Below are 26,826 nucleotides of genomic sequence, written 5' to 3'. Positions count from 1 at the left end.
AAGAAAATACCTTCAGTCTGTAATATAAAAGGGTATTTTATCCCTAACGTTGTATTTCGTGCAACAGAATGGATCCAAAAGAAAGGGGATCTGAATTCTGTTGCATTTTTTACAATTAAGTATAGGTTAAAACTCTTTTTTGAAGGTTTTCAGCAAATTCTAATGTACGAAGTGCAACAGAAACCTTTTTTTGAGGTCTGTATATGACTTTCTATTGCACATTATGCAATGGAATGGAGTTCATATTCTAATTTAATCTCGTATTTCAATAGAATCAATAGTAATATCGACATAGACATGAGCAAGAACTTAACCATTTTGTTAAATAACTGGAAGTATATAATTTGAGGATTCATTTCTGAAAAGGGGGAGTAGTGTGACGAATAACCTTATTGCAAATAGTAGGTTGTATAATCAAATGATTGCAGGCTCTTTACATCACACACCAGAGCAGGTCGTGAAAAAAATGGGGGCTATGCAAGCGCAAGACTATATGCAGGCGGTTTGGGCCATCGGACTACGTTCTCCTGCTACGAAATTAGCTGATATAGAGCGTGCAATCTCTGACCGCAAGATTATTCTTACTTGGACGCTGCGAGGTACGCTTCATTTCGTCCCAGCAGAAGATGTAAAATGGATGCTACAGCTCTCTGCACCGCGTTTAGCATCACAAACGAAGCGGCGAATGGCTGAGCTTGGACTTGATGATCAGACACTGGAGCGCTGTAGAGAAATTATTGTGAATGCTCTAAAGGGCGGGAAGCATATGGATCGTTCGGTCCTACTTCAGCTAATAGAAGAGAAAGGTATCTACACGGGGAATCAACGCGGTTATCACATGCTCTGGAATAGTGCCTATCAAGGACTGATTTGTTTTGGTCCGATGAATGGTAAACAGCAAACGATTGTATTGTTAGAGGAATGGGTGCCAGATTGCCGAGAGCTATCTTACGAACAATCGTTGCAAGAACTCGCCTTGCGGTATTTTACAGCCCGTGGATTAGCGACCGTTCAGGACTTCGCTTGGTGGGCAGGCATAACCCTTACAGATGCCAGACGAGGGCTAGAATCTGTGAAAAAAGAACTTCAATCGACAGATATAAATGGCAATCAGCATTGGATGTCTAACCATCGAGTAGTTTCAGCGGATGAAGAGTCAGGTATCTATTTACTTCCAGGTTTCGATGAGTACATTCTTGGTTATAAAGACCGGAGTGCTGTACTTGAACCTGAGACGGCTCCTTTAATTGTTCCTGGCAACAACGGTGTTTTCCTGCCTATGATTGTTGTTGGTGGCCAAGTTATAGGTACATGGAAACGTTCGATTAAGAAAAAAGGAATTGAGATAGTCATTCATCCATTTAGAGAACTTGGAAATGCTGAAGAAGCTGTGTTTAAAGCTGCTGAAAGATATGCTGCTTTTATCGGGCTGCCGATACTCAATTTTAGCGTGTCTTCTACATTGACATGAGAATGAAAATATCGTTCAGGGGTGAAGATCAAGTTCATGAATGAGGGCGAGTTAAGGTGCTTTATAGAAGACGAATACATATGGAACAGGTGCAGGCACTAACGCACTTATTAGCCCCTGAAAGTTGATTTTTCAGATAGTTCTGATAAGAACGTAACCCGGCAGGTGCGACCTGCCGGGTTTATTCATAAATCTAATTGACTATATGAACTAAATTCGTCTAGCTAATTCTGCACCCTCCCAAATAGCATTAAGCGCTCTGCGAGCTTGTACTGCATCCCCAATTACATGATAAGGAATGGAGCTTTCCTCCAAGAAGTTCTGAAGGGGTTGCTTGTTTAGGGCGCGTGATCCTACTGCGATTACTACATAATCGGTTGGCAGGCTGAGAAGCTCCCCATCTTTTTCAACCATCACGCTATTCTTTTGGATCGTCATGCACTTGCTGTTGGTCATTAATCTAACACCGTGGCCATATAAGCTTTCCATTACACAGATTTTACGAAGGATACCCAGATCATTTGCTACATCGGCTTGCATTTCTACAACAGTGATTTGATTTCCGCGTTCGACCAGGAGCTCAGCGACCTCGAGACCGACCAAACCCCCTCCAATAATAACAACTCGACCTTCAGGATGAGCTGTTCCCCATAATACATCATGTGAATTTACTACATGACTACTCAAAACACCTTCTACTGGAGGAATAATCGGGGCTGATCCGATTGCAAGAATGACTTCATCAGGACTGATTTCTTGAATAAGCTCTGGAGTAACCTCCGTATTCATTCGGATTTCTACACCTTCACGTTTAGCCGTCTCACCCATATTCAGAGCAGCCGCGGCCATTTCTTCTTTACGCGGTGCGGCACCAGCGATATAAAGCTGTCCGCCTAGAATGTCATTTTTTTCGCATAAAATTGGAGAATGCCCACGACGTTTCAGTGTGATTGCTGCTTCTAATCCGGCTGGCCCACCACCGGCTATAAGTACTTTTTTTGGTGTGCTCGCTCGCTGTAATTCATATTCACTTTCTCTTCCGGTAGCAGGATTAAATACACAGCTGATGAAAGGCACCTTCGGATTTACGAATCCATCGAAGCAGCCTTGATCACAACCCACACATTTAACAATGGTGTCCGCGCGTCCAGCTAATGCTTTGTTACAGAATTCAGAATCTGCCAATTGAGCGCGGCCAATAGCTACGAAATCAGCCAGTCCTTCGGCAATAATTCGATTAGCAATAGCTGGATCATTAATACGACCTACAGCTATAACTGGAATGTTAACCACGGATTTAATTTGTGCTGCGTTATCTACATTGAAGCCCACAGGTAAATCGATAGGTGGTACTTCATATTTAATAGCTGCGCCTGCTGGAACTCCGCGCGATACATTAATCGCATCAATACCAGCATCCTCAGCGAGCTTCGAGAAGAGCTTCATATCTTCCAGTGTAAGTCCGCCGGGAAGATCCTCGATAGCAGAGATTCTCATCAAGATAGGGAACCTGGGTCCAACGGCTTCTCGAATGGCACGGATACAAGCGAGCGGAAAGCGACAACGATTCTCCCAGGAACCGCCGTACTCATCCTGACGGAAGTTCATCGCTGGGCTTAGAAATTGTTGTGGCAAATAACCATGACCAGCATGGAATTCTACACTGTCAAATCCAGCTTTTTTCGCACGTGAAGCAGCATCTGCGTAAGCTTGAACCATCTCACTAACTTCGTGATTCTCCAGCTCTCGGGGGATATGTGTTACACCCTCGAAAGGGACAGGGGAGGAGGAGACTTGAATCAGGTTGGGAGTTACTTTCCCTCCATGCCATAACTGAAGACAGCTTTTGCCGCCTGCATCACGAATAGCATGAGCCAATTGGGTCATACCAGGAATGAATTTATCATCAAAAATGGCTGGAGCATCCTCAGAAGCAGCCGTTGGGTGAACGGTTGTTACTTCAACTGTATTTAAGCCGTTACCTCCTTTTGCGCGTGCTACATGGTAATCAATCAAGCGCTCGCTGACATACCCACCCGGAGCATTCATTTTTGTTCCCATGGCAGGCAAAATGACCCGGTTCTTAAGCTCCATATTTCCTATCGTACCTTTGCTGAACAAATGTGCGAATTCCATGCTATAACTTCCTCTCTATATATAGGTTAAAAATAACTAGGTTATTTTAACCTATACTATCGAACGGAACGATAAAAGTATGTGCATAAAATCACGAAGTATTTGGCACAAATGCAGTCCTTGAGGTAAGATAAGAAAATGACCGGAAATGAAGTCCGGTAGTTCGGAGGATGAATATGGATATTGAAGTCTTGATTCTGGCTCAATTAATGAAAGGGTCAAAACATGGTTATGAGATTAAAAAAAATATCATTTTCGTAATGAGTAACGATAAAATCGTTAATAATAATTCGCTGTATCCGAAGCTGAAATTGTTTGAAAAGCGAGGTTGGGTGATTAAAAAAACGGAAATGCAGGAAAACCGGCCTAAACGGTATGTGTATTCCATCACAGCCGAGGGTGAGGAGCGGTTTCATATCTGCTTGAACGAATTTTCACTGGAGACTATTCGTATTGATAATGAATGGTCTATTCGTCTTGCTTATTATGAGCTACTGGATCAGGAGGCCCGCCGAAGATTACTTGATTACAGAGAGACTTACATGAAAGAGAAGCTGGAACATTTACAACAGTTATCCCTAGTGGTTGGGAACGGTGAAGATTTGGATTACTCTGAAGAGCTATATTTTTATACCCGAAGTATGGTATTACATGAGCTAGAGTTAATCCATGAGCTTTCCCATAAACTGGACGCCTTGGATATGCATTGATCCGTATCTCGCTGTCGATCATCATTGTAACTGAAATTAATCAAGAAGGGGGTTTTCCTTGAGAAAAGTATACTTATTAACCCTTGGTCTTGTACTCCTGTTTATTATTTCAGCCTGCGATCAAGAACAGGCAAGTGATTCTGTAATTAAGGAAGTAACGGTTACATCCAAGGGGAGAGTCATTCAATCTGTCTTAAAGCCACTTGAAAGGAACACTAATTCAGAAGAAGATAATGTATCTTTCCAAAGCCTTATGGCTGAACCGGATGTTTCAATTCCCTATGTGAAGCTTGGAGAAATCATAGAAATCGAATTTAGCAATACAGCCCCAAACAGCTACAAATTGACAGATTATATTTTGAAAGATAATGGTACTTTAAAGTATAAAAAAGAAACAGCAGAGCCGGTAAATGTTGAATGGGCGGATAAGACAGCTACTTTTAAGCTCGATTCGAATATGGCGGCTTTTCTTAGTTCAGATAGTAAGGATTATGAATCAGGGGCAACTATACGGGGATTTCGACTGACAGGCGAGTGGCTAGACCAGACTAAGGAAATCACGTTTGTTATTCGAACAGATGCTAAGTAGGTATGGAGATCATCATAGTGTATAAGGGAGAACCCGGGATTGCGATTCATCAATCAAAAAGACTAACCAGAAAGTCTGGTTAGTCTTTTATGTTGTTCGATCTTTTTATTTCACTTTAATGCCCATGGCTTGCGCAACCATAGTGAATACTTCGGTATTTTCGTATACTCCTGTAAACAACTGAGCGTTTTTGCCCATGGCCGTAATTGGAATATCCACTGCTGTATGACCTGAAGTCGTCCAGTCTACAACGAAATTCTGTTTGGAGTTAGCGATGGCAAACGGACCATCTTCTTTGGAAATGCCGTCACCTGATTCATCTTCAGCGTCTACGGCTTCAATAGAGAATCCACCTGTTTCATGGTCGGCGAGAACTAGGACAAGGGTATCCGGATTCTTTTTAGCGAAATCTTTGGCAATCTGTACGGACTTATCTAACTCTTGTCCCGCTTTAATCGTCATCTTGGCATTGTTTTGGTGTGCAAATTCGTCAGTACCCTCTTCTTCAACCATCAGGAAAAATCCTTTTTTATTTGCTGCAAGCGTGTCTATCGCTTTTTTCGTCATTTCAGGGAGGGATACAACCGGGTTGTAGATATCTCCTTCACCCTCTGGCTTTTGCTGGAACATTTCCTCATTTGCAAATAACCCGAGAAGCTTGCCGCTTTTCGCCTTTTGCATATCGGTTTTGTTCGTTACGTAGGAGTATCCAAGCTGTTTAGCTTTGTCTACAAGGTTCCCTTGCGTTCCTTTGCTCTTCTCTGAAGGATCTTCAGCTGGCTCATCTGCGAACTTACCTGGATTCCCAGCAGGATACCAGAAGTCTTCGCCTCCACCGAGAAGAACGTCAACTTTGCTCTTGGTCAGAAGCTGCAGAGCGATATCACTTTGTTTGGAGCGATCTTCAACATGAGCACCGAAGGCAGCGCCTGTAGCATCAGTAATTTGGCTGGTAGTTACAACGCCTGTAGATTTCCCTGCTGATTTTGCATATTCCATAATGGTTTGTACGGACTTTTTATCTGCATTCATCCCAATGGCACCGTTATAAGTCTTGACTCCGCTGGCATAGGCTGTGGCTGAAGCAGCTGAATCTGTAACAGGGACAGTGGAGCTTGTATGAATTAGTCCAGCATATGGCATAGAATCCATCGCTAGATTTCCTTTTTCACCTACTGTAGCTAGGCGGATGGCATTGCGCTGGGCAGTACCCATTCCGTCACCGACAAACAGAATCACATTTCTTGTGTTTGATGAAGCTGCATTGGCCTGATTTGGTGCTTGTGTAGTGACTACGTTGGAAACGAAGAGAGCAGTTGCTGCAGTCGCTACAATTGCCGTCTTAACGCCGTACTTTTTCGGTGATTTCATAATTTCCCTCCTAATGTATGTTTACAACCTCATACTATAGTAATTACATTAAGAGAATGTTTTCGGATATTGTAAAAAATGTAAATTGTAGCGTGCTTGAAAGCATAGGATTTACAGTAGGCAAGATTTCAAAATAAAATATATCTAGGTGTATTATTACAATATTGAATATATTCATCTCCGAATACAGATTTTAAATGCTGCTCTTCCTGAAGAATAAGTAAATGAATGGCTACAATGTTAAGAAAGAATATAATTAGTGTTAATGAATTTGGATACATAAGATACAATCCAAGAAACATGAGATCAAAACCGACAAATGCGGCGTTTCTACTAAATTTATATATACCGTGCGTGATGAGTTTTGTTACAGTAGACTTATCAATCCCAACTCTCCACGAAGTACGCATGGCAATCATTGCTTGTATGAAAATGGAACATCCGAGGGCTACTACACCAACACCGATAAAGTGAATCGCCGGATGATTAAAATGTTCTCCTACTAGTGTAACTATGTATGACTCCGCTAAGGAAAACGTAAACCACGCTGCTCCCCACACAAAAGTAGTAGTCTTAACGAACAGCTCGGTATAATGGATCATAGATCGTTTTTTTCCTTTAGCTAATACGTTTCCTTTAATGTGGTTCTTTTTGTAAAGTATAAGGAGCTTCAAAAGGTAAGAAATAAGGAATATGGAGAAAAGAATTAGGGATAGAATATTTTTTAGATTACTCATTGTAATTTCCTCCTCACCAATACATATGAATGATTGCTCATATGTTTGCTTATATCTTATTTCCTGATGCTGTGCATGTCAACTAAATATTGATTTAGGGGGATAATGTGAAGACGTCAACGTATAAAAGATGGTGGTTAGGGGTCCTGATTATTGCGGCTATTGCATTAGTAAGTACTGGAATCGGAATGCTGGTTAAGCCATCGGGGTTGTCAACATATACTTCAAAAGAGTATAAGGTCACTTTGAAGTATCCCTCCGAGTGGGAACTAAATCCAGAATATGCTGAGAGGTATCAGGGGAACGACGGATTTTTTCAATTATCCGCTATTTCTGGAGAGGGGTTATCCATCGATGAAGTAGCAAACAAGGATGCATTTCATCAACTGAAGCCTTATGGCTCTGATCCACAAATCATTGAACTGACACTAGAGGGGTTAAAAGCGGAAGAGAAAGCACGATTAATTGTGCCTTCTGCTGATCAGGAAGAGGAATGGAATCAACAGGCTGCTATTATTTTGAAATATCCAGAAGCGGTGAAAATAGGAGATTCTTTGTACAATTATTTTATTTTATGGGCGGATATAAAACATGTGGAGGACATAGGTCAGACTGTTCGATTTACTGGAAAACCGTAAAGTGTTTGCGCACGAAGAACGTCTGCTGGCTTAATTACCGGTATCTCTAAGAAATATTCCAACTGCCATTTTTGTGTTTTTTGAGCTTGACGACTCGTGGGATTATCCCATGGCGGGTACACTCGTAGTGCTCTTTTGCCACCCTCACCTTTATTGGATAATATATCTTGTTTACCTAACACAGCTTTTGGAAATACAAATTGACCAAAGTGATTTTCATTGCGCGTACTTATAACGAAGAGATCAGCAGGATCTGATATATCATAGGGTTGGATGGGGCCATCTCCAATTCTCTCCCATAACGTGACAAACTGCCCGATCTTTGTAGGTGTGATTTTTGCAACACGGAATCTAATGGATTGCGCGTTTATATATATATACGCCCCATAATCAGCATTATGTGGTTCATGAATGAGGTCAGAGCAATCAAGATTGCACGGGTTATATAGAAGCTCTTGGGTAGCAAGCAGATCACTATGAATGATACCTGAAAAGCTGTGATTCTTAAATTTCATCTGTTCAAATCTCCCGGTTGAGTTCCTTAGAAACTCCTAATGTTCTCTATCTTAATGCAAGAATAGGGAGTTCACAACCGTGAACAGAGCACCTTTCCCTTGAGATTGGAGGTAGTCGTATGAAATCCATACATAAATTAATTGAAATTTTTAAGCTGAGTGTTTTGAATATAGAGTCTGTTCCAGAGTCGTTTAGTTCTGAAGTGTATAAACTTACTCTTAATAATCTAGACAACGTATACGTGAAAATTCCATACAACAGGGATAAACTGGTTCGCGAATATGAGATGCTTGAAAGACTAAAGGGTGTTATACCTGTTCCAAAAGTATTGGATTTCTGGGACGGAGATAATAGAAGTGTCGGTGCATTGCTTCTCTCCGCTATAGATGGGGTGCCTTGTACGAGTAACATTGATCAGAGTCTGGCGTTTCAAATCGGTAATTATCATGCCATGCTTCATGAAGTTACCATGCCAGCGTATGGATGTTATGGATCCGATGGTTTTCAGATGGTAGAGAACAATAGCTGGAGATTATACCTGAAAAATAATTTTGAAAAGTGGAAAGAACCTTGTAAGGAACTCCTTCATCCTGATTTATTTGAGAAATGTATTACTCACTTTGATAGCGTATATTCGGTGTTACCTGAACCTGATGGGCCTTGTGTTGTTCATATGGATTTTCGACCAGGCAATATATTAATAAAAGATAATGAAGTCGTTGGTATAATTGATTACGAGAGCGCTCGTGGTGGTTCCTCCGAAATTGATTTTACAAAAATAAACCGATACGTCTGGGAAGTAAACCCGCTAACACGGCTCCCTTATGTGCAAGGCTACGAATCGGTTCATCCTTTACCTGATCTCGAAAATATTATACCGTTTTATAATTTTTATGATGCTTTTAGTGCGGTAGTTTGGTGTAAAACCAGAGGAATTGAGAACAATAAGGCATTTCTTCAGGAAAGTATAGAGGTATTGCAAAGATCTATAGAAGGAATGAAATGATTGGAAAAAATGTGAATGACTTTATTGCATGTTGGGAAAGTGCTGTGCATGCTTTATTGAATAATCCTATGCTTGGTAACTAAATAGAAGAGAAATGTTTAATCGTATGGGGGAGTAGAAGCTTTGGAAATAAAAAATAAACAAGTTGAACAACGGTATTGTCCTTTATGTAAAGAATTAAATCATTGTGGTGCTAATAGTGGTGATTGTTGGTGTTTTCATACGGAAATTCCTGCAGAACTACTAGAAAGGGTACCTTTGGAACTGAGTGGTAAAGCCTGTATCTGTCAAAGATGCGTAGAGGCGTTTAAAAAACATTAAATTGAAATTTAACTAACTCAAGACGAAAACAGTAATTATATTGTGTATACTTAAATAGTAATATAAAAAAACATATGGGGGACACAGATGAGAAAGCCTATAATTGCAGTTGATATGGATGACACGATATGCCATCTAGTCAAACGAGCTATATACCATAACAACAATGATTTCCCCACTCATGTACTGAAGTACGAGGAGATGCTTGATTGGAATACGGATCATTTACGTCATCCAGATTGTACACAAGATGTATTCTATGGGCGGCCTGGTTTATATGAGGAGCTTGAATTATTCGACGAGCATGTTGTAGGTGAAATGGAGAAGCTGCACAATGCTTATGATGTTATTATTGTTACGGCGGCTCAGCCCAATGCAGTTGTTGAAAAATGGAACTGGCTGCAGAAGCATATGCCGTTTATTCCCATCGAAAATTTCTTCCCATGCAAACGAAAGAATCTTATTAATTATGATCTTCTGATCGATGACGGGGTTCACAACTTGGTTCCTGCATTGCAGGACGGAAGGAAAGTACTCTGTATTCCGCATCCATGGAATTTGAGAGCCCGTGAACAATATGGATTTCCATTATTGACCTCCTGGGAAGGTGCGAAAGAGAAGATTGATCAGATTTTTGAAAATTCAAGAGACTAGCTGATTTGAGGAGAGTTGCTCACATAGAGCAATTCTCTTTTTTTATGCTTTTTAGATTTTTTTGCCTATTTTTTTGCAACTACTTCATCTGTCGTAGTAATTATGGTATACTGCAACTACTACGACAGATGAAGTAATCATAGGGGGTACCATTTTTGATCAGCAGTGATGTTATACGTGGTTACAATGATACGATGATCCTCTACATGCTGCTCGATGGGGAATCCTACGGGTACGAGATTTCTAAGAATATCAGGCAGCTGACTCAGGAGAAGTATGTCATGAAGGAGACAACGCTGTATTCCGCCTTTACCCGGCTGGAGAAGAACGGGTACATTGAATCCTTTTATCTGGATGAGAGTCTTGGCAAGCGGCGCACATATTACCGGATTACCCCGCTGGGTCTCGCCTATTACCGAGAAAAATGTGAGGAATGGAAGGTTACGCAGGAAGTTGTAAACCAATTTATCAAGGAGTGGTGATAGTGCATGGAGACGATCATAGTATATCTGGATAATATGTTTGCAGGTCTGCCGAAGACTCCGGAACTGGAGCGTTTGAAGCAGGAGCTGCTGTCCGGGATGGAAGATAAGTACCTGGAGCTGAAGCGGGATGGTAAGTCTGAGAATGAGGCGATCGGTATCGTTATTTCGGAATTCGGCAATATTGAGGAGCTGACTGCTGAGCTAGGCATCCATCCAGCCGGACAGGAGAAGACTGTGCCCATGCTGAGTGAAGAAGAGGTTTATGCTTATGCGGCTGCCAAACGTAGCTCCGGATTATGGACCGGTCTCGGTGTTTTTCTCTGCGCATGCGGGGTGGCGCTGTTGATTACTCTTAGTACATTGTTTGAAAATAATGCTGATATGGCTGATAAAGGTTCAATGCTGGGGATGGTCGGAATGTTCGTGCTGGTCGCTGTGGCCGTTGGGATGTTCATTCATAGCGGCATGAAACTCGAGCGCTTCGAAAGTCTAGAGCAAGGCTTTCAGCTACCTTATGCGCTCAAAACGGCGCTTCAGCGCAGTCAAGCCCTTTATGCTCCGACTTATCGCCTTGCTTTGATTGTGGGCGTCTGTCTTTGTGTGCTGTCGCCGACCTTTATCTTCGCAACTTCGTATTTCAACGATGATTTCGCTGCTTATGGAGTTTCTGCATTTCTGGTGATTGCAGCAACTGCGGTGTTCTTGTTCGTCTATTATGGAAATATCCAAGAAACTTATACGAAGCTACTGAATGAGCCACATATCGATGCAAAGTAGAAGGGAAAAGAACAATTTGTGAGAGGGCTGTGTTGTGGCCGTTGGCGACGGCGATTTTTCTGTTTACGGGCTTTGTCTATGGACGATGGGACGTCAACTGGGCTGTATTTCCAATTGCTGGCATCCTGTCCGGTATGTTCAGCAATGTGTATCATATTCTAAAGCGCAAAAAAGTCTCCTGATTATGCTGACTGCACATTAAGGTAACCTCATCCTTTGGAGGTTACCTTTTTCTTTTGTCCAATTTGCTGGAACATCATTGACATGATGTATTAAATGTATTTAAATGGTATAGACCGACGGTCGGTCTATAAAAGGAGGACTCAGAATAAATGAGAATTTCCAAAGAAGCGGAAGAACGCAGAAATGAAATATTAGATAAGGCAGAAATGCTTTTTTTTACGAAAGGTTATGCGAGAACTACAGTGAACGACATCTTGCAGGAGATCGGGATTGCCAAGGGCACGTTCTACTATTATTTCAAGTCGAAGGAGGAGGTTATGGAAGCAGTGGTCACACGATTTATCGATGCTGGAGTGGACATTGCGAAGATCATTGCTGCTGATTCGAAGCTCTCCGTACATGAAAAGCTACTACAAATCATAATGGCACAGAAACCTGATTCGGAGAGAAAAGGTCACATGATCGAACAGTTTCATCAAGCTGAGAATGCACTAATCCATCAGAAAAGCTTGGCTGAAACTATTTTGAAGCTAACACCTGTGTTGACAGAGGTGATTGAGCAGGGAATCGAGGAGAGCTTGTTCCACTGTCCTTATCCTAAAGAAACGATGGAATTTCTGTTGATCGCCTCACAATTTCTATTGGATGAAGGGATTTTCAAGTGGCAACCGGAAGAGATCATTCTCAAAATTCAGAGCTTTATTTATATTATGGAGACTACGTTGGGAGCTGAAAAAGGAAGCTTTTCCTACGTAACGCAAATGTTTGAGTAAGGTCCGGGCAGGGAGGATGAATGAGACGCAGGGGAGAGATCGTCAATGCTGCTACAAATTGTGAAAAAAGATTTTCAAAGAAATAAAATCATAACGATCGTCTTATTTATTTTTATGATGTTATCGGCGTTGCTTGCTGCTTGTGCTTCTCAAGTCATTATGGAATTGTCCGGTTCTTTAAGTCATTTGCTGGATAAATCAAAAGCTCCCCATTTTGTTCAAATGCATGCTGGTCCAATAGATAACGCAGGTATTCAAAAATTCGCCTCTGCAAATCCACTTGTTAAGAATCAACAGACGGTAGAAATGCTAAGGATAGATGGTTCGCAGATTGTCTTGGGTAACAGCAATAAGTCGGAAGAGAACAGCGTAATGGATATAGGTTTTGTTAAGCAGAACCCATCATTTGATTTGCTGCTGAATTTAGAGAATCAAGTGATTAGGGTAGCTGAAGGAGAAATCGCAGTTCCTATTTATTATATGAAGCAGAATGATCTGAACATTGGTGATCAGGTTACCCTTTCCAATGGACAGTTTGATCAAAAATTTATGGTTACAGATTTTGTTCGAGACATCCAAATGAACCCCGCAATTGTTAGCTCTAAGCGCTTTGTCGTAAATGACACGGATTATAATGTACTTAAGAAGAACCATGGAGAAGTTGAGTACTTAATTGAATTTCAAATCACCGATTTAAGTAGACTTAGCGAGTTCCGGAATACCTATCAATCCTCAGATATGCCCGCTAAAGGACCAATGATAGACTATCCTTTATTTAAGACGCTGAATGCGCTGACAGATGGGATTATTGCAGTTGTCATTATTTTGGTAAGTATCCTTCTGATGATTATTGCCGTCCTATGTTTAAGGTTCACGATGATCGCGACTTTAGAGGAGGATTACAGAGAGATTGGCGTCATGAAAGCAATTGGGATCTCACAGCGAGATATTAGAAGGATTTATTTGGCAAAATATATGGTGATGGCAGCATGCGCTTCACTGCTAGGATATTTATTATCTTTGGGTGTGGTGCGATTGTTTACAGCGAATATCACATTGTACTTGGGAACTGCTCCGAAAACGATCCTTCAGCCTATTGTTCCAGTCTTAGCGGTCGGTTTGATCTTCGGGATGATTGTGTTCTTTTGCAGAGTTATTCTTAGAAGGTTTAATCGTATAACAGTAGTAGACGCTTTAAGGTCAGGGACTGTGGGAGAGTTGAAAGGCAATAAAAGTAGAGTAGTGCTGAGTAAGCGCAGGCATATAAATGTGAATGTTTTTCTTGGCCTAAAGGATGTTTATGGACGCTTCACCATGTTCGGATTGCTATTCTTCGTATTTGTGATCTGTCTGTTTATCATTCTTGTGCCAGTGAATATATTGAATACCCTTCAGTCCCCTCGGTTTATTTCTTATATGGGTGTAGGTCAGAGTGACATGAGAATCGATTTGCAGCCATCTGATCAAATAGAGAAGCGATTTAATGAACTGATAACGACGCTAAATAAGGACTCCGATATAGCTAAATTCTCACCATTAATTACTTCTCGATTTAAAGTGCTAGGCAGCGATGGCGTATGGGAGAATATCAATGTTGAAACAGGAGATTTCTCTATTTTTCCGCTCACCTATGTTAACGGAGGAACCCCTGAAAGTGGGGAGGAGATTGCCCTTTCTGATCTGAATGCCAAGGAATGGAACAAAAGGGTAGGGGATAGCGTTCTTTTGGAGGTAGATGGCACTTCGAAAAAATTGACGGTTAGCGGGATCTACCAAGATATAACGAATGGAGGTCGAACTGCAAAAGCCCGATTACCGTATGACCCGAAGTCCGTGCTATGGTATATCGTAGCTTTAGATGTGAATCCGAATGTTTCCGTTCAGGAGAAAATGGATCAATATGCAAAGTTATTTTATCCAGCCAAAGTTACTCATCTAGAAAGCTATTTATCTCAGACGCTCGGGAATACGATTCGCCAATTAAAGCTGGTCACTGGCTTATCCATTGCCATCTCGATATCAATTTCAGTATTGATTACAGCTTTATTTCTAAAAATGCTGCTAGCGAAGGACGTCTCGCAAATTGCCATTTTGAGAAGCATTGGCTTTACGTTAGAAGATATTCGAAAGCAATATCAGGTAAGGCTACTACTGGTTTCTGGTCTCGGAATCATTCTCGGAACCTTTGCAGCGAATACCATCGGTCAAAAATTCACTCAATTACTCGGATCCTTTATGGGAGCATCCAAAATACAGTTTGTGGTTAATCCGGTAATAGCTTATCTTGTTCTCCCTCTTTTTTTCATGCTCATTGTAGCACTCACAACATTAGTAAGCACGATATCGATGAAGAAATCCAATTTATCTAAACTGATTGTCGAATGAGGGTGAGGTGGTAGTATGTTCATATTAGAGACGAAGGGTTTAAATAAAACCTTTGTAACCGGGCAAGGAACCCCGCAGACGGTATTAAAAGATGTTCATCTACAGGTATCAAAGGGGGAATTCGTAGCTATAATGGGGCCTTCTGGCTCAGGGAAATCAACATTGCTCTATACGATCAGCGGCATGGACCGGATGACTTCAGGAAGTGTTGTTTTTAAAGGGCAGGACATCAGTGGTCTTTCTGAGAGTGAATTAGCTGAACTGCGTTTAAATCAAATGGGATTTATTTTTCAGCAGATGCATCTTTTAAAAAACCTGACTATTCGGGACAATATCATCTTATCCGCTTATCGAGCTAAAATCGTTAGTCGTAGAACCATCAATAACAGAGCCGCTGAGTTAATGAAAAAAACCGGAATCTCCGCACTCGCTGAGCGTGATATTACACAAGTGTCGGGTGGACAACTGCAAAGAGCAGCGATCTGCAGGTCAATCATCAATGAGCCTGATATTCTATTTGGTGATGAGCCAACAGGTGCACTGAACTCTAAAGCTGCTAGTGAAATTATGGAGATATTAATAGATATTAATCAGACGGGTACAACGATTCTACTGGCTACACATGATGCGAAAGTCGCTGCTCAGGCAGAACGTGTCCTGTATATGCTGGATGGCAGCATAGCTTCTGAGCAATGGCTTGGTAAATTCAATCGCATAAATGGGGACTTAAAAGAGCGGGAAGAGAAGTTGTCGGCTTGGTTATTGAAGTTGGGATTCTGATTGATAGGAAAGGGATACATAACATGGGAAATCTGAATTATAACTTAAATTTCGAAATGCTATGTGCAAAATACGGGTTAGGTCATTTGAAAAATGAACCAGAACAGGTAACAGGTGGTCTTCTGCACAGAATGTATCGTCTACAAACGGACAAAGCGCTCTATGCAGTGAAAGCTTTAAATCCTCAAATTATGCAGCGGGATACTGCTATGTACAACTATATTCTTTCTGAAAAGGTTGCAAATATGGCTTATCAAAATGGAATAAATGCAGTACCGGCCATCGTATCCAAAGATAGTTTTATGCATGAATTCGAGGGTCAATTCTATTTATTATTTCCATGGGTCGAAGGTAAGGCATTGCCATCAGGAGGTATTAATATAGGGTGTTGTAAAAAGATTGGCGAAAACCTTGCTAAAATTCATAAGATCGATTTCGCTACACTTCTTAATCATCATCCTAATGGAAATCTTGAGGCAGTAAATACATCCACTGTTTGTTGGAATGAATATGCACTAAAAGCAAAACAGGATGGTTTGGAATGGTCTAGCTTGCTATTAGATAACCTGAACCAAATAAATCATTGGGAACAACTTGTAGATTCTTCAGCGGAACAATTATTGAATCATATGGTGATCAGCCATCGGGATTTAGATCAAAAAAATGTACTATGGGATGAGCATCAGATACCCATTATTATTGACTGGGAAGCAGCAGGACCTATCCATCCAACCCAAGAGTTAATAGATGTAGCCCTTTATTGGTCAGGCTTTGAATCGGGAAGTGTAAGCAAAGATGCTTTCTGCACGCTTATTAATGCATACCGCGATCATGGCGGCGAGATTTATGCTAACTGGTCCGATGTGCTCAACTATGGTTTTCATGGGAAGCTAGAATGGTTAGCTTATAATATCAGACGGTCACTTGGAATAGAGAGTACGGATGATACAGAGCGAGAGCTTGGAACCCGTGAAGTAATAAATACAATCACTGCTTTAAATGACTATGATAACTTTATTCCTCAGTGTATCGAATGGTGTAACCAAGACTACTAAAGGAGAACTTATATATGAATGTAGTAAAAGCTACTATGGAGGATATAAGAGGATGGCTGGAGCTGGCGGCAGAGGTGGAGTCCCTTTTTGGGCCGATGGTAGATGATCCGAATTTCACTCTAGCGTTAGAAAAAAATATCAGTCGACAAAGCGCTTTTTGTGTACGAGAAAACAATGGTTCGCCAGGTTCAAGATTACTTGGAGCTGTGTTATTCTCTTCATCCAATGCCCCTAATTACAAGATTGGTTGGTTATCTGTTTCAGCCATAGAGAGAAATAAGGGTGTAGCGACAGTACTTCTTAACTATATTATCGAAAGTATCGAAACCCCAGCAGAGATATTCGTTACTACATTTGGTGAGGATCATCCAGAGGGTCAACCTGCTAGAAGATTTTATCAGAAGTTTGGTTTCTTTCCTATGCAGGATGGGGTTCCAAATGGCCTCGAAGGTGGCTCAAGACAAAATTTCAAGCTGACGATCGCTCACAAGGATTCATTATGAAAAAAATAATTTATTTATCGGTGATTTCATTTTTCTTGCTAGCGATTTCTTTCAGCCCATTGTTCAACTATATCCGTGAGTATATGATTTCAGATCAGATCAATCAGCGTTATGAGATCAACCATGCTGAGAAAGGGTATAACACGTTAAACGTTCAAGAACTAACGGTTGATGATAAGCATATTAAGATCCAAGAAGAAAATACAGGCAGGAAAGCAGAATTGACCCTTTGGGATGAAGAGGAGAGTGTCCCGCCTGGAGATATTGTGAAAGTTCAGTTTTTATTAAATGGTCAAAAAATCTCAACTCCTGATGAAATATGGTTGTCTAATCGGGAACGAGGAAGCAGATATTTCTCATGGATAGATATCCTTACTGTTACGGATCGAAAGACTGGCGAGAAAGAAATTAATATAGTCCAAAGACTTACAGATGATAGTCAGCCGATGGAAAAGAGAAAATGGAAAATAATCACGATCTCACATGACGGCAGTATAGAAGAAAAGATGCTGAGTTATGCTCAAAGAAGTGACAATCATCTAGGGGTGAAGCTTATCGAGTTCTCGGGTACATCACTTATGGGTATGGGCTACCATTCGGATATTACTAAAAGTTATCCAAGTGTATTTTTCCCTCTAATTTATCCATTTTTAACAGGTGTCGTGGGAATCTTCTTGTTGATCATTATAGTTGTTCAATTACTGATTGAGCTTCATAGTAGACGCGTTATTAGGAAAAACGGGCGATAACGGTCATAAGATATGTTCTAAAATTACTTATAATTTCGAATCACCTTTAACTTGGTCAAAGTTAATAAAGCAAACAGTAGTATCAGGACTCCGATGGAACCCATGACAGGGGCTGGACTGAAGTGATCGGACAGGAATGAAACAGCTGTAAGACCAAGTGAGGGTGCTACACTCATAATGGAGCCAAGTACACCGAAGACTCTACCTTGTATATCCTCCGAAACTTCCAGTCTGAGGATGGTATTTATCAACAATGTACAGAATGAGAACATAAAGCCAATTAGAAGAATGATGGGAATGGCTAAGTTAGCAGTAGTGACGAACGATAACAGGAGGTACAGGGGACCCAGACACAGCAGTCCAGTCATGATAAAGAAGCCGCGATTCTTTAATTTGGAGCCGAGAAACAAGATCATGCTGGAACCAATCATATAACCTAGAGGAATGCAGGCTTCCATGAGTCCAAACTGAAAGGGACTAGAATTCCATACTTTGACGGCCATAACTTGCGTTAGCATCAGTGAAGGCATAAAGAACAAAGTGAGCGTAGGAAGCATGATGATTATTGCTCGGGCGAAGGGGTATTTCCAAATATAACGAACGCCATCCGCAAGATCCTGTGTGAATTTTCTTTCTTCTTTAGGTCCGGTATTCACTCGGTTTGGGAGTGGAAGGGAGCGGACAGCAAGAACTAGTAGAAAGGAAACGAAAAATGTAGCTCCATCAAATAATATGGCATCTGCCGCTCCAAAACTTGCTACAAAAATACCTCCAGCCGAATACCCAATCGTCCGACAGATGTTCTCCGACAGGTTCAGAATCCCGACTGCTTTTTGTACATGTTCTTTTCCAACTACAGTGGTAATTGAAGCTTGATACGCAGGGGATTGGAATAATGCTGAGACTGTCGTAAGTCCCGTTAATATGGCCACGATAATGAATGATGTAGAAGACATGGAAATGGCCAGAGCAAGCGTAACTGCTAGACCGCAGCTTATCAAATCAGTGATTAACATAATGGTTCTGCGATTGATCCTGTCTGCGAGTGTGCCTCCTATCGATCCGAGTAAAGAACTGAGCAATAAATTGATTATCGTAATAATGGCAATCATTTTAGCGCTTCCGGTCGTCTGAAGTACCCATAAACTTAAAGCAATGCTGTGAAAGGTATTTCCAAACAAGGAAATGGAATACGAGCTGAGTAGCAGCATAAATCTCCGGTTTCCCCAAAGGGTTGGATAGAATTGATCGGTGGTGGATGCATGTTTTGCTAATACAGGATCTGTCATTGGAAAATCTCCTCTCGACTTAAACGCTTAAGTGAATATCGAAAAAAAATTAATCAACAAAATAACGATTATTCTCTTGTTTGGAGTAGTCAGGACGATGTAATAACTCCTCCATTAGTTCAAAAGCAGTGGCTGATTTATCCCCAGTGAATATGAATTTCTGAACGTCTTCTCCAAGCATTTCTGGGCAATTACAGGTACATAGAACAGAAAGACGTGCGAATACCCCGGATCTTTCAACACAACTTCCGATAAACTCATTAATAACTATGGCCTCTTTGTAAATCCCCTCCGATAAGATTGTATTCAATTCCTCCATATTTTGAACTTTGAATATTGCTTTCTCAGGTAAAGGAAGATTGTCTTGGATAAAGCTAGTGAGTAGGGAGTTATTGAAGCTCTCCATAATTAAACAAACCTGTGAAAGATCCTCCGGCATTACCTTTTGTAGAGCTGAACGATAATTGTAAAGAACTTGCTTAAACAGCTTATCTTCAATCATGCTGTCGATCAAAATCAAAGGGATGCCTTCTACAAAATGTTTGGAAATCGAATAGAAGGATTCATCGTGTACATCGATCAGAAAGACGGCTTCGAGCTTTCTTTCGACGATGATATTCAGAGAAGGATGGTCAGTACCAAGAGAATATAACAGCGTATGATATCCGGCATCCGTTAAACGCTGTTCCAAAGCACGGATAAAGGTAAACTGGGCATAGAGTTTCCAAGGAGGCATATAAGCAGAATGATTGACAAGTATCCCTACTAATCCCGTTTTTTTATTGGCAAGCGAACGGGCTGCTAGATTAGGAATGTAATGAAGTTCTTCGGCAAGTGACAGAATTTGATTGCGGGTCTTCTCAGGAATGGTTTGGTTATCGACGCGGTTCAGAACATAGCTTACAGTCGCAACGGAGACATTAGCTTGTAGCGCGATGTCTTTCATTGTAGTCTTTTTCACCAGTAAACTTCTCCCTTGCTGAGATATTTATTTCCAAATATTATCATTAACACTTGAAAAGAGTCAACGATTGACTTTATACCAAGAAGCAAATGATGCTTGTGTTCATTTTTATAATTTGGGTAAATAGATATAAGAAGCTAAATCAGTCAGCGAGAAGAGGTGTGGCTCATGGGAACGAATCTTAATCGGGAAGAGAGCGCGCTGTGAAACCGCTTTAGATACTGACACAAATTTGTGAAATTATTCACTTAATTATTAAGAATTTTAATATATAATTAATTCATAATCAAAATTAGGGGGAATCGAAAATGAGACTATTTAAAATGATTTTAGTGGCTGGGGTTTCGGTAGCAGTATTGGCAGGTTGTGGAGCAAATGAGGATAAAGCAAACAATTCGGCGGCAACTTCAGCTCCGGCTGCTGAGCAGACAGATGCTGTCACTACAGCTTCGATTGTGAATCAAGCAGATGCATTTACTAAGGCTGTTAGCAAAGATGGAAACTGGATTGTTGCGATTCTAAATGATGTAACGATTCCTGATGAGGTTGTTGTAGCTGGAGAATTCCGTAATAAAGGAGCCGCAGATGGCGACATCTACCGTAAGATTGCCCTTTATTCGCAAGATGCTGATCACAAGATCACTGCTACTTATACACTAACCGTACCAAAGTTTACAGTACAAAGTGAGAATTTGAAAGTTGAAGGCGGAACGATTAAAGGCGATGTTTATGTAGAAGCGAAAGGCTTTACTCTGCCTGAAACCGCCACTATTGATGGTAACCTCTACTTCGCGAGCGAAGATCTGAAAACATCAGCTGTTATTGATGGAAAAGTGACTGGAACAACAGAAGTTAAATAATTTCGTAATCAACTTATACAGTAGAAGCCAATCCATAGACTATGGGTTGGCTTTTTTCTTTTTGTGATTATGTGATCTTCGGTTGATTTTCTTAATATTGAACTTATAATATTACTACCACTACTAGGAGGAACACATATGTCTAAGGAGTATTCACGCACATATATCGAAAGTGTAAAGCTTGAAATGTTAAATAGATTGGGACTTAAGCAAGTGTTCTTTAAGGAGCAAATAGGTGACGGCCTGATTTTTGAAGCAGTTGGTTTTGATAAAGGGAGCAAGCATCGTTTTTGTGTTAGACCGAAGACGAAAACAATTGACGAATTTATTTCAGGAAAATGGATGAAGGTCCGCAGCTTTACAATCAAAAGTGTGGAAATTTAAAATTGAAGTCTAAAAAGGGAACCCCATTTAAATCGGAGTTTCCTTTTTTATTTTTGAGAAGGATTTATTGATAATGTGAAGTATCGCCGTACAGATCGATAGTTGTATTGTTGTCAGTTAGGGTTACTTTACACAATGCTGTAGAGAGAATATCCGGTAGTTCCCCTAATTCCTGCAATGATTTATTGAGAAAATGAGCCATAATGACTTTCAGGGTCATCCGATGCGTGACAATAAGTACCTCATGTCCTTCATTATCGTTAATGATACGCTCAATAGTCGGCGTTACTCTTTGTTCAAGCTGACTATAGGTCTCACCTGGGGCTAGAGGAATAAAAAGATCAGGTCTGGTGAAAAAATGGGTGTACTGTAATGGATATTCTTGTTCAATCTGATCTGTGTTCATTCCTTCCCAAATGCCCATGTTAATTTCCATTAATGAAGCTTGCTGTTGAATCGGTAAACTCCGATTTCCTCGTAAAATCTGCGCAGTATGCAATGCTCTTGGACTAGTACTAGAATAAATGGCTCCTAAATTCTCACCTTCCAAACGTTCTCTCAACCATTCCGCTTGCTGTTCACCCAAGGTTGTTAACGCTGAATTTTGATGTCCTTGCATTCTTTTCTGCAAATTCCATTCGGTCTGCCCGTGACGGGTTAGAAATAATACTGTCTCCTTCATTAACGAAACCTCCCTTTTGAATAGTTGTAAGTATAAGATAAATAATTATAAATAAACAATATATAATAGTTAATATTCATAATGTATAGTTATAATAAGAAAGCCGAAGGTCCGTTAAATATGATTTTATTTTATATAGTTAGGAAGAAATCAGAATGAACTATCATGTATTAAAATTGTTTTATTATGTTGCGATAACAGGGAGTGTGACCAAAGCCTCCGAACGTTTGCACATTAGTCAACCCGCTATATCAGCGCAGATCCGCAAATTTGAACGGGAGAATAATATCGTATTATTAGAGGTCATAGGAAAGAGAATGGTGCTAACACCGATTGGGAGAAAACTGATCGAACCACTTGAAAAGTTATTTGCTATGGGTGAACAGGTACAGCAGATTATTGAGGATTATCATAAATTTCCTGCGGGCCATATTCGGATTGCAGGCAATTACCTGGCCACAAGCATACTCATCCCCCGGTGGGCATCATTATACAAACAATCTTTTCCGGAGGTTAAAATTCAGATCTCTACTGCAAATTCTCATGAAGTCATGGAACAATTAAATAACTTTGAAGCAGACGTGGCGATTTATAGTGATATGGCGTTTCCTTCTCATCATACAGGGGTGTTCGAACATCGTGAGTTGTACAAGGACGAGTATGTGTTCGTAGTTTCTTCAAATCATTCTTTAGCCAAGCAGGAGGTTAGCTTTGAGGAAGTGATGGCTGAGGCATTTATTATGAGGGAGGAAGGTAGTGCAGCCAGAGAGAGAATTGTACAATTATGTGAAGAAAGAAAGATACAACAACCGAAGATCGAACTGCAATTTAATGGAGTAAATGAGGTTATTCAAGCCGTGATTGCCGGTTATGGGATTAGCTTTGTATCTGCGTTGTTAGCAAAGCCTTATCTTGATCAGGGTATGTTAGCCAAGGTCGAAGTGGAAAATGTAGTCTCTAAGCATTCGATATGGATGAGCCACAGAAAGAAAGAGCTTCAAGAAAGCTATATCCAGTCATTTATTAAGCTCGTCATGAAACGATTAAAAGAAGAGGATAATTTATACTCGATTCCAACGCATACACCTTAATTAAAATAACTTATGAATTACGATGTATGCATTGAACTGAGATCAAAGGTTGGAATGTAATTGAAGCAACTCAGGTGCACTAATGTCTTCTGCTTCAGAAGATTTAAATTGAATGTTATATAATTGTGAGTATAGCCCATTCATTTCTAATAAGGAATCATGTGTACCTTCCTCAACAATCGAACCCTGATTTAACACGATAATTCTAGATGCTTCACGTATGGTGGATAGTCTGTGTGCAATAACCAATGTGGTTCGATTCTTCATTAACAAATCAAGCGATTGCTGAATCATTCGCTCAGATTCGTTATCGAGTGCGGAAGTTGCTTCATCTAGAAGAAGGAGTGGAGCATCACGAAGAAAAGCTCTGGCAATGGCTATGCGTTGTCTTTGTCCACCAGATAAAGTCGATCCATGTTCACCTAGGATAGTGTCATAACCATGGGGCATCTTCGTAATAAACTCTTCTGCACCTGCGAGCCGAGCGGCTTCTCGAATATCCTCTTCGCTAGCTGTACTAGAACTGAAGGCGATATTGTCTCGTATAGTTCCTGAGAACAAATAAGGGGTTTGGGGAACATAGGTAATCATTGCGCGTGCTTCTTCAAGCTTATCATGTACAGACTTTCCATAAACCGTGATGCTTCCTGCAGTAGGCTCATAAAGTCCATTACATAATCGAACGAGCGTCGTCTTCCCTGACCCGCTTGGCCCGACTACTGCGATAGTTTCTCCATGTTGTATATGAATATTAAGCCCTGTAAATAGGGAGGCTTCATTATCCGGTTTACCCGAATAGTTGTAGTGGACATCCTCTATTTGTAATGCAGCTACCTCTACGGAAGCAAATGTTGATGAGCTGGATTCTGGCAAAGGATGAGTAGCTCCTTCATCCGGTGCATCAAGTATAGCGAATACGCGGTCAGCTGCACCTAAAGCCTCCTGGACACCTCCCCATGTTTGAGACATATGGACAAAAGGCCATTGAACCCTACCCATCAAAATAATAAAAGCGAGTACTTCACCTGCTGATGTTCCGCCACTTAGAGCTGATAACGCAATTAAAGCGGCGCATGTCACCATTACGAGATTGTTGATAAAGGCAGAAGATTGCCATAAGAGACCATTTAGAAGCGATTTTCGCAGCTGCATTCTTCTTAACTTCTCACGTTCCAACGCATATTTATTTAAGAGAGTTTCTTCAAGCGAAAAGGCTCTGACGACCTTCATTCCTTGAAGCGTTTCTTGTAAGATTCCTCGCAATTCCGCCTCTTTTGCATATATTTGAGTAGATAATTTTCGTAATCTGCGATCAAAGAAACGTCCGGACAGAAAAACAAGGGGACCTGATCCAAGAGCTAACAGGGCGATCCAGACATCCATTTTAGCCAAATATAGAAAGGAAATGAAACAGAGAAGTAGATTATAGCCTAGATCGTATACGATGCTGTTTATCATCCCCATGGCCATCCCTGCATCCTTAGTGTTACGCGAAGTCAAATCACCTGAATGCATCGACTGAAGGTAACGGAATGGAAGTCGGTGACTTTTGTCAAACAGCTTCGCACGAATATCCCAAGCCATCCGACTTTGCATAACAAAACGGAAGTAATGCTGCACCATAAGACAGCAGATAATGATGACACAAGCAATGGCACAGATTACAGTTATACGTGTTAATGCATTCATATTGGCGTTGTTGATCGTATCAATAAATACTTGCTGAATGGCTGCAAATCCTATGTCCATTACAAGCTTAGCAGAGAGAAGGAGAACAGCCACAATAAATCCAATTCGATAAGGGCTAGCGTAAGAGATTAATCTACGCAGAACATACCCCAGTTTAAGATTCTTGGATTCCATCTCATTCATATCTCTACCTCCCTGACCAGAGCAGAAATATCAGCCTTCTTCATTGAGGTCTCAACCATATTGTAATACCGTCCTTGTAAAGTCATTAACTCCAGATGAGTCCCAGCTTCAACAATAGAACCCGCTTCCATATAATAAATGTGATCTGCATTTCTGATGGTAGATAATCTATGTGCGATAACAACCGTTGTACGATCATGCATGAGTTCTTGCAGGGCCTGGCCGACAATCTCCTCATTATGGCTATCAAGTGCAGCTGTGGGTTCATCAAGAAGGAGAAGCTTAGGCGCTCGGACAAACGCTCTGGCAATAGATAGCCGCTGCCTTTCACCGCCAGATAAGGTATGGCCCCGTTCCCCAATGGAAGTCTGATATTGAAGGGGGGTTCTCATAATAAATTCATGTATCCCCGCACTTTTTGCTGCTTTAATAATTTCTTCATAGGTTGCGTCAGGTCTTCCCCATGCAATATTTTCATATAGGGTTCCAGTGAACAGATAAGGCTCTTGAGAAACATAAGCCAAATGATTGCGCCAAGACCGAGGGGGAATGCTGCTTAACGGCAACTTACCAGATTGGATGACCCCTTCATTAGGTTCATAGGTTGCGAGTATTAATTGAAGGAGGGTGCTTTTTCCACTGCCACTAGGACCGGCAAACGCAGTTACTTTACCTGGTTCTATGGTTAGATTTACGTTAGTTAATACTTGATGATTACCATAAAGAAAACCTACATTCTCAAAGGTGATAGGGTACAAGCCACTAATTGCTTGGTTGTTATTCATCGGCGTTTCTTTATGAGAATCTTCCTGATTACATTCAAGGCTTGCGTCTTCTTCTGGTAAATCAAGGACTTCAAACAATCGTTTACCTTGCGCCAGCGAGGCTTGTAATTCTGTCCATAGATTAGCCAGCTTTGATACAGGGTTTGTAATTTGCTCGAAACAAATCAGAAATGCCGCCACTGCACCCACATCCAATCTCCCTTGGATAACTAGATATCCGCCGTAGGAGAGAACATATAGCAATCCACTAAGAATAACGGCAAAGGGCATATTATAGCCCACAGCTTCTAAGCGTGTGACAGGTAAATGAATGTTGAAATATTGCCTAACACGTTGTGTGAATTGATTATGCAGCTTAGGTGCAAGGGAGAAGGCACGCACAACCTCAGCACCCTGTATCGTATCTTGAATAAACATTTGTTGAGCGGTTTCAATTTGCTGTCTTTGCTCGTGCATGGAACGTAGGCGGGAAGTGAAGGGAATCATCACAAGTGGAACAAGCGAGCAAATCAATATAGTTCCGAGCGTTAAGACATATTGGAGTGAGAGCAGATAAGTTAGGAGAAATGTAATTTGCATCAGATTACTGAATAGTTCAATGGTCTTCTGATTGATACCTTGCTGAGCAGCTGGGGCAGAATCATTGATACGACTAATGAGATCACCAGAATGATAACGATCCAAATCCTTCATCTGTACGTTTAATAATCTAGCTAGCAGTGATACCTGAAGCTTGGAGGTCGACTTGAATTCAAGCACACCTGATAAGTAAGTCAAAAAGAAGCTGGCTAAAGCATCTACAATAACGATTATTAGAGCAAAGATAGCACCAGACATTAAAAAGGACATGTTCTGATTCGTAGCAGCGTTGATTATACGTCGTAAAGATTCGGCTATCCCAACTGTTGAAAGGGAAACGACGGCAGCTAAGAGACATAATATGAGGTACCAGCCTAAATAGGGTTTTCCAAGTTTCAGTAAACGCATAAAAGTGTTAGAAACTACTTTGGATTTTTTGATCGAGTCTGCTTCTATGTTTGTAGATCCATTCAATTTAGAC

The 26,826-nt window shown here is 40.9% G+C and carries 28 protein-coding genes; 19 read left to right on the top strand and 9 right to left on the bottom strand.

Annotation, left to right across the window (positions count from 1 at the left end; genetic code table 11):
* Positions 1–376: 376 nt before the first annotated feature.
* Positions 377–1,471, top strand: coding sequence for a winged helix DNA-binding domain-containing protein (locus H70737_RS19705; RefSeq protein WP_042189894.1), 1,095 nt, complete (start codon positions 377–379; stop codon positions 1,469–1,471).
* A 210-nt stretch (positions 1,472–1,681) separates the two neighbouring features.
* On the opposite strand, the gene baiCD is transcribed toward H70737_RS19705, so the two are convergent.
* The gene (gene baiCD / locus H70737_RS19700) at positions 1,682–3,607 is read right to left on the bottom strand and encodes a bile acid Fe-S flavoenzyme BaiCD (protein WP_042189892.1); all 1,926 of its coding nucleotides are present in this window, start codon (positions 3,605–3,607) and stop codon (positions 1,682–1,684) included.
* Positions 3,608–3,783: 176 nt separating this feature from the next.
* Between baiCD and H70737_RS19695 the strand changes: the two genes are divergently transcribed.
* Positions 3,784–4,317, top strand: a complete 534-nt coding sequence (locus tag H70737_RS19695) for a PadR family transcriptional regulator (RefSeq protein WP_052404357.1) — start codon at positions 3,784–3,786, stop codon at positions 4,315–4,317.
* A 58-nt stretch (positions 4,318–4,375) separates the two neighbouring features.
* On the top strand, positions 4,376–4,906 hold the full coding sequence (locus tag H70737_RS29890) for a hypothetical protein (protein WP_052404356.1): 531 nt from the start codon (positions 4,376–4,378) through the stop codon (positions 4,904–4,906).
* 105 nt (positions 4,907–5,011) lie between these two features.
* On the opposite strand, the gene H70737_RS19685 is transcribed toward H70737_RS29890, so the two are convergent.
* Both H70737_RS19685 and H70737_RS19680 read right to left on the bottom strand, forming a co-directional pair.
* Positions 5,012–6,277, bottom strand: a complete 1,266-nt coding sequence (locus tag H70737_RS19685; RefSeq protein ID WP_042189891.1) for an alkaline phosphatase — start codon at positions 6,275–6,277, stop codon at positions 5,012–5,014.
* A gap of 128 nt (positions 6,278–6,405) precedes the next feature.
* The gene (locus H70737_RS19680) at positions 6,406–7,014 is read right to left on the bottom strand and encodes a methyltransferase family protein (protein ID WP_042189889.1); all 609 of its coding nucleotides are present in this window, start codon (positions 7,012–7,014) and stop codon (positions 6,406–6,408) included.
* Between the two features lie 107 nt (positions 7,015–7,121).
* Between H70737_RS19680 and H70737_RS19675 the strand changes: the two genes are divergently transcribed.
* Entirely contained in the window at positions 7,122–7,652 is a 531-nt protein-coding gene (locus tag H70737_RS19675) for a hypothetical protein (RefSeq protein ID WP_052404355.1), read from the top strand.
* Here the strand turns inward: H70737_RS19675 and H70737_RS19670 are convergent.
* Positions 7,622–8,167: a MepB family protein gene (locus tag H70737_RS19670; protein WP_042189887.1), complete on the bottom strand. Its 546-nt coding sequence runs from the start codon at positions 8,165–8,167 to the stop codon at positions 7,622–7,624. The genes H70737_RS19675 and H70737_RS19670 overlap by 31 nt on opposite strands.
* A 119-nt stretch (positions 8,168–8,286) precedes the next feature.
* Here H70737_RS19670 and H70737_RS19665 point away from each other — a divergent pair, with 119 nt between their 5' ends.
* The 12 genes from H70737_RS19665 to H70737_RS19620 all read left to right on the top strand — a co-directional run bounded on the left by H70737_RS19665 (position 8,287) and on the right by H70737_RS19620 (position 17,839).
* Positions 8,287–9,174: an aminoglycoside phosphotransferase family protein gene (locus tag H70737_RS19665; protein WP_042189885.1), complete on the top strand. Its 888-nt coding sequence runs from the start codon at positions 8,287–8,289 to the stop codon at positions 9,172–9,174.
* A 123-nt stretch (positions 9,175–9,297) separates the two neighbouring features.
* On the top strand, positions 9,298–9,495 hold the full coding sequence (locus tag H70737_RS31680) for a cysteine-rich CWC family protein (RefSeq protein ID WP_197071231.1): 198 nt from the start codon (positions 9,298–9,300) through the stop codon (positions 9,493–9,495).
* Positions 9,496–9,582: 87 nt separating this feature from the next.
* Positions 9,583–10,149 (top strand): 5' nucleotidase, NT5C type, encoded by a 567-nt coding sequence (locus H70737_RS19660; RefSeq protein WP_042189883.1) that lies wholly within the window; start codon positions 9,583–9,585, stop codon positions 10,147–10,149.
* A 155-nt stretch (positions 10,150–10,304) separates the two neighbouring features.
* Complete coding sequence (locus H70737_RS19655; RefSeq protein ID WP_042189881.1) at positions 10,305–10,631, top strand: PadR family transcriptional regulator; 327 nt, start codon at positions 10,305–10,307, stop codon at positions 10,629–10,631.
* A 6-nt stretch (positions 10,632–10,637) separates the two neighbouring features.
* Entirely contained in the window at positions 10,638–11,411 is a 774-nt protein-coding gene (locus tag H70737_RS19650) for a permease prefix domain 1-containing protein (RefSeq protein WP_197071230.1), read from the top strand.
* Positions 11,412–11,443: 32 nt separating this feature from the next.
* Positions 11,444–11,593: a hypothetical protein gene (locus H70737_RS31085; protein WP_197071229.1), complete on the top strand. Its 150-nt coding sequence runs from the start codon at positions 11,444–11,446 to the stop codon at positions 11,591–11,593.
* A 150-nt stretch (positions 11,594–11,743) separates the two neighbouring features.
* Positions 11,744–12,367 carry a TetR/AcrR family transcriptional regulator gene (locus H70737_RS19645; RefSeq protein WP_042189879.1) on the top strand — a complete coding sequence of 208 codons (624 nt, stop codon included), beginning with the start codon at positions 11,744–11,746 and terminating at the stop codon, positions 12,365–12,367.
* A gap of 45 nt (positions 12,368–12,412) precedes the next feature.
* On the top strand, positions 12,413–14,752 hold the full coding sequence (locus tag H70737_RS19640) for an ABC transporter permease (protein WP_042189877.1): 2,340 nt from the start codon (positions 12,413–12,415) through the stop codon (positions 14,750–14,752).
* Positions 14,753–14,767: 15 nt separating this feature from the next.
* Positions 14,768–15,532, top strand: a complete 765-nt coding sequence (locus H70737_RS19635; protein WP_042189875.1) for an ABC transporter ATP-binding protein — start codon at positions 14,768–14,770, stop codon at positions 15,530–15,532.
* 23 nt (positions 15,533–15,555) lie between these two features.
* On the top strand, positions 15,556–16,587 hold the full coding sequence (locus H70737_RS19630; RefSeq protein ID WP_042194217.1) for an aminoglycoside phosphotransferase family protein: 1,032 nt from the start codon (positions 15,556–15,558) through the stop codon (positions 16,585–16,587).
* A 14-nt stretch (positions 16,588–16,601) separates the two neighbouring features.
* Complete coding sequence (locus tag H70737_RS19625; RefSeq protein WP_042189873.1) at positions 16,602–17,090, top strand: GNAT family N-acetyltransferase; 489 nt, start codon at positions 16,602–16,604, stop codon at positions 17,088–17,090.
* The gene (locus H70737_RS19620) at positions 17,087–17,839 is read left to right on the top strand and encodes a hypothetical protein (protein ID WP_042189871.1); all 753 of its coding nucleotides are present in this window, start codon (positions 17,087–17,089) and stop codon (positions 17,837–17,839) included. Before H70737_RS19625 ends, H70737_RS19620 begins: the two co-directional genes overlap by 4 nt.
* Positions 17,840–17,862: 23 nt before the next feature.
* On the opposite strand, the gene H70737_RS19615 is transcribed toward H70737_RS19620, so the two are convergent.
* Both H70737_RS19615 and H70737_RS19610 read right to left on the bottom strand, forming a co-directional pair.
* Positions 17,863–19,128: an MFS transporter gene (locus H70737_RS19615; RefSeq protein ID WP_042189869.1), complete on the bottom strand. Its 1,266-nt coding sequence runs from the start codon at positions 19,126–19,128 to the stop codon at positions 17,863–17,865.
* 49 nt (positions 19,129–19,177) lie between these two features.
* Positions 19,178–20,089 (bottom strand): LacI family DNA-binding transcriptional regulator, encoded by a 912-nt coding sequence (locus H70737_RS19610; protein ID WP_042189867.1) that lies wholly within the window; start codon positions 20,087–20,089, stop codon positions 19,178–19,180.
* 311 nt (positions 20,090–20,400) lie between these two features.
* On the opposite strand from H70737_RS19610, the gene H70737_RS19605 reads away from it, so the two are divergent.
* A complete protein-coding gene (locus H70737_RS19605; protein ID WP_042189865.1) occupies positions 20,401–20,952 on the top strand; it encodes a polymer-forming cytoskeletal protein in 552 nt (183 codons plus the stop codon).
* Positions 20,953–21,090: 138 nt separating this feature from the next.
* The gene (locus H70737_RS19600; RefSeq protein WP_042189863.1) at positions 21,091–21,336 is read left to right on the top strand and encodes a hypothetical protein; all 246 of its coding nucleotides are present in this window, start codon (positions 21,091–21,093) and stop codon (positions 21,334–21,336) included.
* A gap of 64 nt (positions 21,337–21,400) precedes the next feature.
* On the opposite strand, the gene H70737_RS19595 is transcribed toward H70737_RS19600, so the two are convergent.
* Positions 21,401–22,018, bottom strand: coding sequence for a histidine phosphatase family protein (locus H70737_RS19595; protein WP_042189861.1), 618 nt, complete (start codon positions 22,016–22,018; stop codon positions 21,401–21,403).
* A gap of 155 nt (positions 22,019–22,173) precedes the next feature.
* On the opposite strand from H70737_RS19595, the gene H70737_RS19590 reads away from it, so the two are divergent.
* Positions 22,174–23,109 (top strand): LysR family transcriptional regulator, encoded by a 936-nt coding sequence (locus tag H70737_RS19590; RefSeq protein ID WP_042189859.1) that lies wholly within the window; start codon positions 22,174–22,176, stop codon positions 23,107–23,109.
* Positions 23,110–23,151: 42 nt separating this feature from the next.
* On the opposite strand, the gene H70737_RS19585 is transcribed toward H70737_RS19590, so the two are convergent.
* Together H70737_RS19585 and H70737_RS19580 are read right to left on the bottom strand one after the other, a co-directional pair.
* Positions 23,152–24,981, bottom strand: a complete 1,830-nt coding sequence (locus H70737_RS19585) for an ABC transporter ATP-binding protein (protein ID WP_052404353.1) — start codon at positions 24,979–24,981, stop codon at positions 23,152–23,154.
* Positions 24,978–26,819 carry an ABC transporter ATP-binding protein gene (locus H70737_RS19580; protein ID WP_042189857.1) on the bottom strand — a complete coding sequence of 614 codons (1,842 nt, stop codon included), beginning with the start codon at positions 26,817–26,819 and terminating at the stop codon, positions 24,978–24,980. Before H70737_RS19580 ends, H70737_RS19585 begins: the two co-directional genes overlap by 4 nt.
* Between the last annotated feature and the right edge of the window lie 7 nt (positions 26,820–26,826).

This window comes from Paenibacillus sp. FSL H7-0737 (assembly GCF_000758545.1).
Classification (GTDB): domain Bacteria; phylum Bacillota; class Bacilli; order Paenibacillales; family Paenibacillaceae; genus Paenibacillus_AQ.
This window is presented reverse-complemented; position numbering and strand designations above follow the sequence as displayed.